The sequence below is a fragment of the Streptomyces sp. Inha503 genome, from assembly GCF_047215865.1.
GTDB lineage: Bacteria > Actinomycetota > Actinomycetes > Streptomycetales > Streptomycetaceae > Streptomyces > Streptomyces lycopersici.
The window spans coordinates 4,306,665-4,318,619 of the sequence record NZ_CP178360.1; the positions used below are offsets into that span (position 1 = coordinate 4,306,665).

At 72.7% G+C, this 11,955-nt stretch carries 11 protein-coding genes; 6 read left to right on the forward strand and 5 right to left on the reverse strand.

Annotated elements, in window-relative coordinates:
* Positions 1-42 precede the first annotated feature (42 nt).
* The 3 genes from ACJX2R_RS17935 to ACJX2R_RS17945 form a co-directional block, all read right to left on the reverse strand.
* Entirely contained in the window at positions 43-996 is a 954-nt protein-coding gene (locus ACJX2R_RS17935) for a 3-oxoacyl-ACP reductase (RefSeq protein ID WP_413100951.1), read from the reverse strand.
* Positions 981-2,066 (reverse strand): Zn-dependent alcohol dehydrogenase, encoded by a 1,086-nt coding sequence (locus ACJX2R_RS17940; RefSeq protein WP_262703238.1) that lies wholly within the window; start codon positions 2,064-2,066, stop codon positions 981-983. The genes ACJX2R_RS17935 and ACJX2R_RS17940 overlap by 16 nt, the downstream gene beginning before the upstream one ends.
* A gap of 118 nt (positions 2,067-2,184) precedes the next feature.
* Positions 2,185-3,039 (reverse strand): MaoC/PaaZ C-terminal domain-containing protein, encoded by an 855-nt coding sequence (locus ACJX2R_RS17945; RefSeq protein ID WP_413100952.1) that lies wholly within the window; start codon positions 3,037-3,039, stop codon positions 2,185-2,187.
* A gap of 317 nt (positions 3,040-3,356) precedes the next feature.
* On the opposite strand from ACJX2R_RS17945, the gene ACJX2R_RS17950 reads away from it, so the two are divergent.
* The 3 genes from ACJX2R_RS17950 (at position 3,357) to ACJX2R_RS17960 (ending at position 6,429) form a co-directional block, all read left to right on the forward strand.
* Positions 3,357-4,544 carry a sensor histidine kinase gene (locus ACJX2R_RS17950; RefSeq protein ID WP_413100953.1) on the forward strand — a complete coding sequence of 396 codons (1,188 nt, stop codon included), beginning with the start codon at positions 3,357-3,359 and terminating at the stop codon, positions 4,542-4,544.
* A 41-nt stretch (positions 4,545-4,585) separates the two neighbouring features.
* Positions 4,586-5,191: a response regulator gene (locus ACJX2R_RS17955; protein ID WP_413105883.1), complete on the forward strand. Its 606-nt coding sequence runs from the start codon at positions 4,586-4,588 to the stop codon at positions 5,189-5,191.
* A 140-nt stretch (positions 5,192-5,331) separates the two neighbouring features.
* Positions 5,332-6,429, forward strand: a complete 1,098-nt coding sequence (locus ACJX2R_RS17960; RefSeq protein ID WP_413100954.1) for a dihydrodipicolinate reductase — start codon at positions 5,332-5,334, stop codon at positions 6,427-6,429.
* Here the strand turns inward: ACJX2R_RS17960 and ACJX2R_RS17965 are convergent.
* On the reverse strand, positions 6,426-7,445 hold the full coding sequence (locus ACJX2R_RS17965; protein ID WP_413100955.1) for a 3-hydroxyacyl-CoA dehydrogenase NAD-binding domain-containing protein: 1,020 nt from the start codon (positions 7,443-7,445) through the stop codon (positions 6,426-6,428). The two genes, ACJX2R_RS17960 and ACJX2R_RS17965, sit on opposite strands and share 4 nt — an antisense overlap.
* Positions 7,445-8,854: an aspartate aminotransferase family protein gene (locus tag ACJX2R_RS17970; protein WP_413100956.1), complete on the reverse strand. Its 1,410-nt coding sequence runs from the start codon at positions 8,852-8,854 to the stop codon at positions 7,445-7,447. Before ACJX2R_RS17970 ends, ACJX2R_RS17965 begins: the two co-directional genes overlap by 1 nt.
* Before the next feature lie 338 nt (positions 8,855-9,192).
* Here ACJX2R_RS17970 and ACJX2R_RS17975 point away from each other — a divergent pair, with 338 nt between their 5' ends.
* The 3 genes from ACJX2R_RS17975 to ACJX2R_RS17985 all read left to right on the forward strand — a co-directional run bounded on the left by ACJX2R_RS17975 (position 9,193) and on the right by ACJX2R_RS17985 (position 11,847).
* Complete coding sequence (locus tag ACJX2R_RS17975) at positions 9,193-9,786, forward strand: class I SAM-dependent methyltransferase (protein ID WP_413105884.1); 594 nt, start codon at positions 9,193-9,195, stop codon at positions 9,784-9,786.
* Between the two features lie 123 nt (positions 9,787-9,909).
* Positions 9,910-10,845, forward strand: a complete 936-nt coding sequence (locus ACJX2R_RS17980; RefSeq protein ID WP_413100957.1) for an N-acetylmuramoyl-L-alanine amidase — start codon at positions 9,910-9,912, stop codon at positions 10,843-10,845.
* A 162-nt stretch (positions 10,846-11,007) separates the two neighbouring features.
* Positions 11,008-11,847: a hypothetical protein gene (locus tag ACJX2R_RS17985; RefSeq protein ID WP_413100958.1), complete on the forward strand. Its 840-nt coding sequence runs from the start codon at positions 11,008-11,010 to the stop codon at positions 11,845-11,847.
* The last annotated feature ends 108 nt before the right edge of the window (positions 11,848-11,955 follow it).

The following is an 11,955-nucleotide window of genomic DNA, read 5'->3' on the forward strand; positions in this document are numbered from 1 at the left end:
CGGCGATCGCGGGTCCCCCGGCCGTCCCCGGCCGACCGCACCTCACCCCCGCTTGAGCCCCAGCACCTCCACCGCCGCGAAGCCCTCCCCGCCCCGCTCCGCGAAGTACGGCGTCAGCGCCGCGTCCAGCTCCTCGAAGCCGAAGGCGTCCCCCTTCGCGTCCACCTTCGCCGCCACCTTCGGCCGCTCCAGGATCGCCAGCATGCCGCCGTGCACCACGAACACCTGGCCGTTCACCTTCGCCGCGGCCGGTGAGGCGAGATAGCCGACCAGCGGGGCCACGTGTTCGGGGGCGAGGGCGTCGAGGCGGCCGTCCTCCGGGCGCTCGAAACCGGCGAAGACGTCCTCGGTCATCCGGGTGCGGGCGCGCGGGCAGATGACGTTGGCCGTCACCCCGTACTTGGCGAGGGCCGCCGCCGTGGAGGTGGTGAGCCCGACGATGCCGCCCTTGGCCGCCGCGTAGTTCGGCTGGCCGGGCGAACCGGCGAGGAACGCCTCGGAGGCGGTGTTCACGATCCGGCCGTGCACCGGGCCGCCGTCCGCCGCCTTGGACCGCTCGCGCCAGTGCGCGGCGGCGAAGCGGATGGTGTTGAAGTGGCCCTTGAGATGGACCCGGATCACCGAGTCCCACTCGTCCTCGCTCATCGAGAAGACCATCCGGTCGCGCAGGATGCCCGCGTTGTTGACCAGGATGTCCAGCGCGCCGTAGGTGTCGATCGCGAGCCGGACCAGCTCGCCCGCCTGGGTGTGGTCGGCCACGTCGCCCGCGTGGGCCGTGGCCCGGCCACCGGCCGCGCGGATCTCCTCCGCGACCTGTTCGGCGGGTCCCGCCGAGGCCTCGCCGCTGCCGTCGCGTCCGCCCTGTCCGTAGTCGTTGACGACGACACTGGCGCCCAGCCGCGCCAGCTCCAGGGCCTCGGCGCGGCCGAGACCGCGCCCGGCGCCGGTGACGATCGCGGTCTTCCCGGTCAGCGGGCCGGTCACATCTCGATGCATGTGCGCAGCGCCTCCCCGGTCCGCATCTGGCCGATCGCGTCGTTGATCTCGCCGAGCCGCACCCGGTGGGTGATCAGCCCTTCGAGGTCTATCCGGCCCGCCCGCCACAGGTCGATGGTGCGCCGGTAGGAGCGGAGCACATCGCCACCGCCGTACAGCGAGGGCAGGATCCGCTTCTCGTCGAAGAACAGCTCGAACATGTTGAGCTGGAGGAAGTCGTCCAGCGCCCCGGCGCCGACCACGCACAGCGTGCCGCCGCGCCGGGTGATCTCGTACGCCCGGCGGGCGGTGGCGGAGCGGCCCACGACCTCGAAGACGTAGTCGAAGCCCTCGCCCGCCGTGACGCTGTTCTTGGCGGTGTCGAGACCGTCCGGGGTCACCGCCTCGGTGGCGCCGAAGCGCAGCGCGGCCTCGCGCCGCGACTCCACGGGGTCGACGGCGACGATCTGCGCGGCGCCCGACGCCCTCGCCCCCTGGATGACGCTGATGCCCACCCCGCCGCAGCCGATGACCGCGACCGACGAACCGGCCTCCACCCGGGCGGTGTTGAAGACGGCCCCGAGCCCGGTGGTCACCCCGCAGCCGATGAGGGCCGCGATGTCGTACGGGACGTCGTCGGGGATCGGCACGGCGCAGGGCGCGGCCAGGACGATCTCCTCGGCGAAGGTGCCGGTCCCGGACATCCCGAAGACGTCCTCCGGACTGCCGCCGGGGCGCCGGAAGTTGGGGGTTCCGGCGTTCATGAACCCGGTCAGGCACAGCTCGGTCTGACCGCGTTGACAGGACGGACAGCCGCCGCACGCGGGCAGCCAGCACACCAGCACCCGGTCGCCGGCGCTCAGCCCGGTCACCCCGTCGCCCACGTCGACGATCTCGCCCGCGCCCTCGTGGCCGGGGACGAACGGTGCGGGCTGCGGCAGCACCCCGGCCATCGCGGAGAGGTCGGAGTGGCACAGCCCGGTGGCCCTCAGCCGCAGCCGGACCTTGCCGGGGCCGAAGCCCACCGCCTCGATGTCGTCGAGGACTTCGAGCTTGTCCTGTCCCGTCTCGTGCAGTACGGCTGCGCGCACAGCGGCTCCTCGTGATGTCGAGCGTGCGTGATCTCAGGTGTGGCGGGGTCTCAGACGTGGCGTGGTCTCAGTTGTGGCGTGGCCTCAGGTGCGGCGTGGCCTCAGGTGTGGCGTCGTCTCAGGTGTGTTCGACGATGGTGTCGGTGAGGACCGGTGCGTCGTCCCGCTCGACGGCGGTCGCCGTCACCTGGACGCGCCCCTCGTCCTGCCACATCCGGACGCGCAGGGTCTCCCCCGGGTAGGCCACTCCGGCGAAGCGGGTGGTGTACGAGCGCACCCGGTCCACCTCCCCGTCCAGCTCCGTGTCCACGACCGCCTTGAGCACCATCCCGTACGAGCACAGTCCGTGCAGTATGGGCTTCTCGAACCCCGCCAGCTTGGCGAACTCTGGGTCGGCGTGGAGCGGGTTCCAGTCCCCGGAGAGCCGGTAGAGCAGCGCCTGGTCCTCGCGGATGGCCCGCTCCACGGTGCGGTCCGGCTCACGGGCCGGGGGCTCCAGGCGGTCGGAGGGGCCGCGCTCACCGCCGAAGCCGCCCTCGCCCCGGACGAAGATCCGGGTGTCGCAGGTCCACAGCGGGCCGTCCGCGTCGGCCACGTCGGAGCGCAGCACGATGACCGCCGCCTTGCCCTTGTCGTAGACGGCGGCGACCTTCGAGGTCTGGGTGGCGTCCCCGCCGAGCGGGATGGGCCGGTGCAGTTCGACGGTCTGGCCGCCGTGCAGGACGGCGGCGAGGTCGACGTCGATACCGGGTGCGGCCATGCCCCCGGCGACCGCCATCCCGCCGCCCGCGACGGTCGCGAAGCTGGGGAGCACATGGAGCTTGCTCTCCAGGGTGTAGCGGAGTTCCTGGGGGTCGGTGGCGGGGACTCCGGCCCCGATGCCCAGGTGGTAGAGCTGGATGTCCTTCTGCCCCCAGTTGAGAGCCGTGCTCCGGGGTTCGGCCGAGACGGCCTTCACGACATCGATGGGCATAGGGCGACACCACTCCTTGGTCCGCTCGCCGGTCCACGGTCCGAAGACCCCGGCCCGCCCGTCCGCACCGTCGGCCGCGCCGGGGTCGTCGCTGGTCGGCAGGGTCGCGTCGTCCGCGCGGACATGTAGAACGCGTTCTAGCCGATGGCACCCTGTATAGCCCAATCGCCCCGAAGGGGGAAGGGTGTCGACGGCTTGTGCTGACGGGCCGTCAGGTTGTGTCGGCCGGGGTGCCGAAGGCCTGAGGACAAATGTCACGGCCATCCCCCGACATCCGCATCTGCCCAGCTCATACGGGGATCCGTAAGGTCGGACGCATGTATGCCACCGCCGCGCGCATCGAGCGCCTCAAGCCACCGGGCCGCCGGGCCTTCGTGCCCTGGCTCTTCATGCTCACGGGGGACGTACAGGCGCTCTTCAAGGGGAAGACGCCGCTGCCCTGGCTCGGCGGCGCGGGGGTGGCGGCCTTCATCGCGCTCTACCTCACCACCGTCTTCACCGGCCTCGACGAGCGCCGCCGCCACACCAGGACCCCGACGCTGGCGCTCGCCGGGCTGGCGGCGGTCACCTACGCGCTGGGCATCGGCTACGCCGGGAACTGGCTGCTGTGCTTCCCGTTGCTGTCCCTGGCCTCCGGGATCGTGCTGCGCGGGGGGAGGCGGCAGCTGGGGCCCGTCATCCTCGTGCTGTCCGTCTCCTCGGGAGTCATCGCCGGGCTCCGCGGCGGCCCCTCGGACTCGCTCACGGTCTCCTACGGCACCATGCTCTCCGGCCTGGTGACGGCGGCCATCCTGTCGCTCTTCGAGACCGTGGCCCAGCTCCGCGCGACCCGCCAGGAGCTGGCCCGTACGGCGGTGGAGAGGGAACGGCTGCGGTTCTCCCGCGATCTGCACGACCTGCTCGGCCACACCATGTCGGTCGTCGTGGTCAAGGCGGAGGCGGTGCGCCGGCTCGCCCCGAAGAACCTGGAGGCCGCGCTGGGGCAGGCCGCGGACATCGAGGCGGTGGGGCGGCAGGCGCTCACCGAGATCCGCGAGGCGGTGACCGGCTATCGCGAGGGCAGCCTGGCCACCGAGCTGGACCGGGCCCGCTCGGCGCTGGACGCCGCCGGTATCGAGGCCGTCGTCCGCCGCGAGGGGCCACCGCTGGCCCCGCAGACCGAGGCGCTGCTGGGGTGGGTGGTCCGCGAGGGCGTCACCAATGTGGTGCGGCACAGCGGGGCGTCCCGGTGCGAGATCGAGGTGCGCGGCGGCATGGACCGGGTACGGCTGGAGATCACGGACGACGGGGGCGGCGTAGGCTCCCGTGCCACCGGTACGAACCCGGACGGCAGTCCGAAGACCGGCGGTACGGGGCTCAAGGGCCTGGCCGAGCGGCTGTCCACGGCGGGCGGCTCGCTGGAGTCCGGCCCCGCCGGGCGCCGGGGCTTCCGGCTCGTCGCCGAACTGCCGGTGGATACGGAGGACGTGGTGGGGGCCGAGGTCGAAGGAGCCCGGACGGCGTGAACGAGGCGGAAGACGCGAAGGGCGTACGGGACGCGACAGGCGTGATCAAGCTCCTGCTCGCCGAGGACCAGGGGATGATGCGGGGCGCGCTCGCCCTGCTGCTCGGGCTCGAGGACGACTTCGAGATCGTCGCGCAGCTCGGGGACGGGGACGAGATCGTGCCCCGGGCCCTGGAGACCCGGCCCGATGTGGCGCTGCTCGACATCGAGCTGCCCGGCCGCAGCGGTCTGGACGCGGCCGCCGCGCTGCGCGAGGCGCTGCCGGAGTGCCAGGTGCTGATCCTCACCACCTTCGGCCGCCCCGGCTATCTGCGCCGGGCGATGGAGGCGGGAGCGGCCGGGTTCCTGGTCAAGGACGGCCCGGTGGAGGAGCTGGCCGTGGCGATCCGCCGGGTGCTGGCCGGTGAGCGGGTGATCGACCCGGGCCTGGCCGCCGCCGCCCTCAGCGCGGGCCCCAACCCGCTGACCCAGCGCGAGCGCGATGTGCTCGCGGCGGCGGTGGACGGGGCGACGGTGGCGGACATCGCGGCCAAGGTGCACCTCTCCCCCGCCACCGTGCGCAACTATCTCTCCTCGGCCATCGGCAAGACCCAGACCCGCAACCGCATGGAGGCCGTCCGCGCCGCCCGCCAGAACGGCTGGCTGTAAGCCGCTAACAGGAGCCGCCGCGGGCGTCCGCGGCGGCAGGACGGCCATCCATCGGCGTTTCCGCGCGTTTCGGTGGGGCGCAAGACCGAGTAGACCGATAAGGAGATCCCTCGTCGAGACCGGCAACACCGGAGGAGAGCATGACCGACAGCGCCACCAACGTCGCCATCTACGGTCCAGGGTCCATGGGATTACACATCACCAGGCTGCTGCACGAGCGCGGAGTGCCGATCGTCGCCGCGATCACCCGGCCCGGCTCCGACAAGGTGGGCGAGGATCTGGGCACCCTCGCGGGCCTTCCCCCGCTCGGGGTCCCGGTCCGCTGCGACGCCGAGGAGACGCTCGCGGAGACCGCGCCGGACGCCGTGGCGGTCGCCGTCGACACCTATCTCAACCAGGCCATGTACGACATCTACGCGACCATCGTCCGAGCGGGCGCCAATGTGCTCACGCTGGCCGAGGAGATGCTGTACCCGTTCCCGACCTCCGGGGCGCGGGCGCGGCAGCTCGACGAGCTCGCCAAGCGGCACGGGGTCACCGTGACCGGCACCGGACACCAGGACCCCTACTGGGTCGGCCTGGTCTCCGTCCTGGCGGGCTCGGCCCAGACGCTGCACACGGTGGAGGGCGAACTGTCCTGGAACGTGGACGACTTCGGCCCGGCCGTGGCGCGGCAGCAGCATGTCGACAGCACGGTGGCGGAGTTCGGCGAATGGCTCGCGGGCGCCGCCCGGAAACCCACCTTCGGCCGGACCGCGCTCTACGCCCTGGCCGCCGCCATCGGGCTGACTCCGGGGCGGCCGGAGACCCGGACCACGCCCTTCGTCGCCGCGCGGACGACTCCCTGCGCGGCGCTCGGCAAGGACATCGCCGAGGGCAGGCTGCTCGGCTACACCGACACGGACACCCTGCACACCGAGGAGGGCGTGGACCTGGTCATCAGCTCGACCGGCAAGGTGTACGAGGCGGACGAGGCCGACTTCAACGAGTGGCGCACCACCGGGCAGCCGACGCTGCGGCTGCGCAACGACCGGGTGATGACCCGGGACACCACCTGCACCACGCTCATCAACCGGATCCCGGACGTCGTCCGGGCGGAGCCGGGGCTCGTGACCGTCGACCGGCTGCCGCAGCTCCGCTATCAGGCGTCCTTGGGGAAGGCGTCCTCGGGGAACGCTTCCTCGGGGAAGGTGTCCCCTGTGAAGGCGTCCCCGGGCAGGGCAGCCGCCGCCGGTTAGGGCGGCGGCGCGGACGGCTCCGCGCGGCGGCCCCAGCGCCGGTTGTGCCGTTCCAGGAGCAGCAGCAGGTCGATCAGAAAGGCGTCCCGTTCCTCGACCAGTTCGGCCACCGACCGTCCCCCTGCCGCCTCCTCGCTCCCGGTGACCATCCGCTCGTACAGCTCGTCCGTCAGCTCGGGAGCGTCGAGCCTGGTCAGGGGATCGAGCAGCCCCGGGCCGAACTGGTCGAGCATATGGGCCATCCCGCCGGGGCCGCCCGCCAGATGGGAGGTCAGACACGGCCCCAGCAGCGCCCAGCGCAGCCCGGGACCGTGGGCTATCGCGGTGTCCACCTGGCCGACGGTGGCCTCACCGGCGGCGACCATGTGCAGCACCTCGCGCCACAGCGCCTCCTGGAGGCGGTTGGCGATGAACCCGGGCAGCTCCCGGTCCAGGGTCAGGGGCGTCTTCCCGGTGTGGCGGTAGAAGCGTTCGGCCCAGGCGACCGTGGCCGGGTCGGTGGCCCGGCCGCCGACCACCTCCACCAGGGGGATGAGATAGGGCGGGTTGAACGGATGGCCGACCACGAACCGTCCGGGGGTGCGGCACTCCGTCTGCATATCGGTCATGGCGAAACCGGATGTGCTCGAGGCGACCACGACGCCCCGGGGTGCCGCCGCGTCGATCGCGGCCAGCACTCGGACCTTCGTGTCCAGCCGTTCGGGGACGGATTCCTGGACGAAGTCGGCCGCGGACACCGCCTCGGCGAGGGAGCCGGTGAAGCTCAGCCTGTCCCGCCGTGCCCCGTCGGCGAGGCCGAGCCGCTCCACGGCGGGCCAGGCGCGGTCCACCAGCGCGTTCAGTCCGTCGGGGGCGCCCGGCGCGGGGTCATGGGCGATCACGTCGTAGCCCATCCGCAGGAAGTGCGCGGCCCAGCCGCCGCCGATGAGGCCGGTGCCGACGACGGCGACGGTGCGGACCGACTCCGGCTCCCGTATGCCTTCCGGCGCGGGCTTCTCCCGCTTCCCGGCGGCCATCAGCGGACACCGCCCGGGGCGCCCTCGCGCACATCCCGGCACAGCCGCTCGAAGTTGGCCACGTACCGCCGCACATCGTCCTGGGTGTGCTGCACCGACAGGGTGAACTGCTCGGACTTGCCCCACGACGGCAGCAGGACTCCGCCACCCACCTGGTAGAGCCAGTGGGCGCGCCGCCACGGGGCGGGCGAGCGGAGGAAGTCGCGGTAGCCGCGCAGCCGGTCGGTGAAGATGACCGCGCCCTTGGCCCCTGCGGAGACCACACGGCCCGGGATGCCGTAGCGCGCCATCAGCTCGCTCACCCCGGTCACGATGGTGGTGCGCAGGGCCTCCAGATGCGCGTATGCCCCGGGGGTGAGGACTTCCGTCAGCATCGCGCGGGCCGCCGCCATGGTCATCGGGTTGCCGTTGAACGTACCGACCTGCTGGTAGCTGTTGTCCGCGATCAGTTCCATCAGCGCGGCGGTGCCGCCGATGGCCCCGCAGGGGAGCCCGCCGCCGAGCGCCTTGGCCAGGCACACCAGGTCGGGGGTGACGCCGAGCAGTTCGGTGGCTCCGCCGGGTGCCACCGCCAGACCCGTCTTCACCTCGTCGTAGGCGAGATACGCGCCGTGGGCGTGCAGCAGGTCGCGCAGTGCGGCGAGGTAGCCCGGGGGCGGGAGCACCACGCCGATGTTCAGCATCACGGGCTCGACGATCATTCCGGCGATGGAATCCGGGTTCTCCTCCAGTGCGGTGCGCACCGCGTCGATGTCGCCGAACGGCACGGCGAGCGTCAGATCGGCGGACTCCGGTAAGTACGCCGGCCCGGACGGCACCGAGCGCGGCCGGTGGTCCGGTCCGATGTCACCCTGCTCCGGGAGGGGAAACGTGGACACCTGAACCGAGTCGTGGTGTCCGTGGTAGGCCCCCTCCACCTTGATGATCTTCTTGCGGCCGGTGGCCACCCGCATCAGGTGGACGGCGTCCATGGTGGCCTCGGTCCCGGAGTTGCCGAACCGCCACAGCGGCAGGCCGAACCGTTCCGCCAACAGCCGTGAGACGGCGATCAGATCCTCGGTCGGCAGGCCGAAGTGGGTGCCGAGACGCGCCCGCCGCTCGACCGCGCCGACGATGGCCGGGTGGGCGTGGCCCGCCAGATTGGCCCCGAAACCGCCGTGCAGATCGACGTACTCCGTGCCGTCGGCGTCCCGGACCCGCCCGCCCTCGCCCCGCTCGATCCAGATCGCACCGGGCTCGGCGTCCTGCCAGGACGAGGCGACGCCCCCGGCGAGGGTGGCACGCGCGGCCTCCCGCAGCTCGAACGACCGCCGCATCCGGTCGACGAGCCGCTGCTCCGAGGCCTCGATGAGCTTGCCCAGCTGGGCGAGATCCCGCTCTTCCGCTCGTGTGGTTGGCGCACTGGTCATGATCCACCTCTCACGGAGCAACGGCGCTCCGAGCGCCCGGACGGCCAGATCGGACTCCAGATCGGACTATGGATCGTCGGCACCGGGAATCAGTGGGGGCTGGATACCCGGACCGCGGTCGAACCGCTGCCCCACACCGGGAAAGTCAAGTGATTTCCCTAGGCGAAACCGGCTTAAATGCGAATGAACGGCCCGTCAAGAGGTCGTGGCCCCCGGGCACCGTGAACCGGTGGCGGGGGGTGCGGCAGGATGAGCGGGTGACTCAGTCTGCTGCCGCCGCCGCGCCCGCGGCCCCCGACCGCACCGTGCTCGACGCCTTCGAGGCGGCGAAGGGCTTCATGCCTCTGGACGAGGGGCTCGCCCTGTACGCCGCGGCCGTGCGGGCGGCGGCGCCGGGGCTGCCGCTGGTGGAGGTCGGCACGTACTGCGGGCGCTCCACGATCCTGCTGGCCGACGCCGCCCGCGCGGCCGGGACGGTCGCCGTGACCGTGGACCACCACCGGGGCTCCGAGGAGCAGCAGCCGGGCTGGGAGTACCACGACCCGGAGGTGGTGGACCCGGAGGTGGGGCGGATGGACACGCTGCCCACCTTCCGCCGCACCCTCCACCGGGCGCGCCTCGAGGACCACGTCATCGCCATGGTCGGACGGTCCCCGCAGGTCGCGGCGGTGTGGGGGAAGCCGGTCGGGCTGGTGTTCATCGACGGCGGGCACACCGACGAGCACGCGAACGCCGACTACGAGGGCTGGGCGCCGCATGTCGCGCCGGGCGGGCTGCTGGTGATCCACGACGTCTTCCCCGATCCGGCCGACGGCGGCCAGGCGCCGTACCGGATCTACCGCCGCGCGCTCGCCTCCGGCGCGTTCACCGAGGTCTCCGCCACCCGCTCACTCCGCGTCCTGCGCCGCACCGCGGCCGCCACGCCCGCCTGAGCGCGAGGGCGCGCGCGGCTCGTCCTCCGATGGCCGCCCCGACGGCCGCCCCGACGGCGGACGGCGGCCGACGCCCCCGCCCGGCACCCGGCGCGTATCGGCCGGGCCGCTACCATCGCCCGCGTGTCCAACGGCAGCTTTTTCCCAGAGCCCGGTCGTCGCCGCGGCACCCTCGCCATCGTGCTGGTGGCGCTGATACCGACCTGCTTCGTCGGCTGGCTGCTGTGGAGTTCGCTGGGCGGTTCGAAGGACGACGGGACGGGCGGGACCGGCGGGCCCACGACCTCCTCGACGTCCTCCCCGCCGCCCCCGCCGTCCGGCGCGTCCGCACCACCCGCCCCGCCCGGGGAGTCCGGAAAGCCCGGAAAGCCCGGGGAGCCCGGTAAGCCCCTCAAGGGCAAGGTCGTGGTGATCGACCCCGGACACAATCCGCGCAATCGCGACCACCCCTCGCAGATCGCCCGGCTCGTGGACATCGGCACCGAGACGAAGGAGTGCGACACCACGGGTACGGCCACCAACTCCGGCTACCCCGAGGCGTCCTTCACCCTCGATGTGGCTCGCCGCGCCCGCACCCTGCTCGAAGCGCGCGGCGCCACCGTGCGGTTCACCCAGGACGGCGACCGGCCGTACGGGCCGTGCGTGGACGAGCGCGCGGAGATCGGCAACAAGGCCCACGCCGACGCCGCGGTCTCCGTGCACGCGGACGGCGCGGCCGCCGGGGAGCGCGGCTTCCATGTGATCCTGCCCAAGTCCGTACGGGGCGGCGGCGCGGACACCTCCGCCATCACCGCGCCCTCCCGCCGGCTCGGCGAGCGGCTGCGCGCCGATTTCGCCGAGGCCACCGGGAGCGCGCCCGCACAGTACATCGGCGACGGCAGCGGGTTGGACGTCCGGGGCGACCTGGGCGGGCTCAACCTCTCCACCGTCCCCAAGGTGTTCATCGAGTGCGGCAATATGCGCGACTCCCAGGACGCCGCCGAACTGACCGATACGGCGTGGCGCGAGCGCGCGGCGCGTGGTATCGCACAGGGCATTACGGACTTCTTGAGCGAGTAGCGCCGCCACAACCGAACGGGAGGTCACGACCGGGATACCGATGGGACACCCCCGGTCTCCGGCGACGGATTCACCCGTACGATGGGGCCCACCCCCGACGCCTTCGCGCTATCGCGCCTGGCGGCAGCGCTCGTACAGACGAAACCGACAAAGGACCTCACGTTGAACATCCGCTCGCTCACTCGAGGCGACGGCGTGGTGATCGGAGCAGCGGTGTTGCTGTTCATCGCCTCCTTCCTCGACTTCTACACCGTCGACTGCGGCGGTAGCAGCTTCTGCAAGGACGCCGGTGAGAACGGATGGAAGTCCGACTTCTTCCCCGTACTGCCATCCATCTTCCTGGCCGGCGTGATCGCCGCGGCGCTCATCGTCGCCGCACGTTTCCAGCCCGCGGGCCGCAACCTCTTCGGGCTCTCGCTCGAGCAGTGGGGCTCGGCGCTCGCGGTCTTCGCGGCCTGGAGCTCGCTGTGGACGATCATCGGTGGCCCGGACGGAGTCGACAAGGGCGTCGGGCAGATCCTCGGCCTGATCGCCACCCTGGCGATGGCGGCCGTCGCGCTGCTCTCCCAGCGCGTCCCGGCCCTCAAGGCCCCGCTGATGAACGCCTCCGCCCCGGCCCCGTCCCCGTACGGCGCCCAGGGCCCGCAGCCGGGGTACGGCTACCCGGGTCCGGGCGGTGCCCAGCCCGGCGCCCCCGCGCCGTACGGTGCCCCGCAGCCCGGCCAGCCCGGTCAGCCGCAGCCCGGCCAGTCCTTCGGCGGCCAGCAGGCTCCGGCCCCCACCCCGCCGGCCGCGGGTGGCGGGGACTTCGCCCCGTTCTGGTTCGCGGTGCCGGTGGCCCGTCCGCTGTACGCGGAGGACGGTTCGTCGAGCACCATCGCCGAACTGGCCCCCGGCACCTGGTACCTCGCGGTGGAGCAGCGCGGTCAGGCGCTGGTCGCCCAGACGCAGGACGGCCGCCGCGGTGTGCTCCAGGACACCACGGGGATCCAGCGCGGCTGACCCGCGCATGCGCGTCGCATGACTTGACCGTGTGCGTCGCATGACATGGCAACGGCCCCTCGCCCGGAACGCTCGGGCGAGGGGCCGTTGCCATGTGCGGCCCCGGCC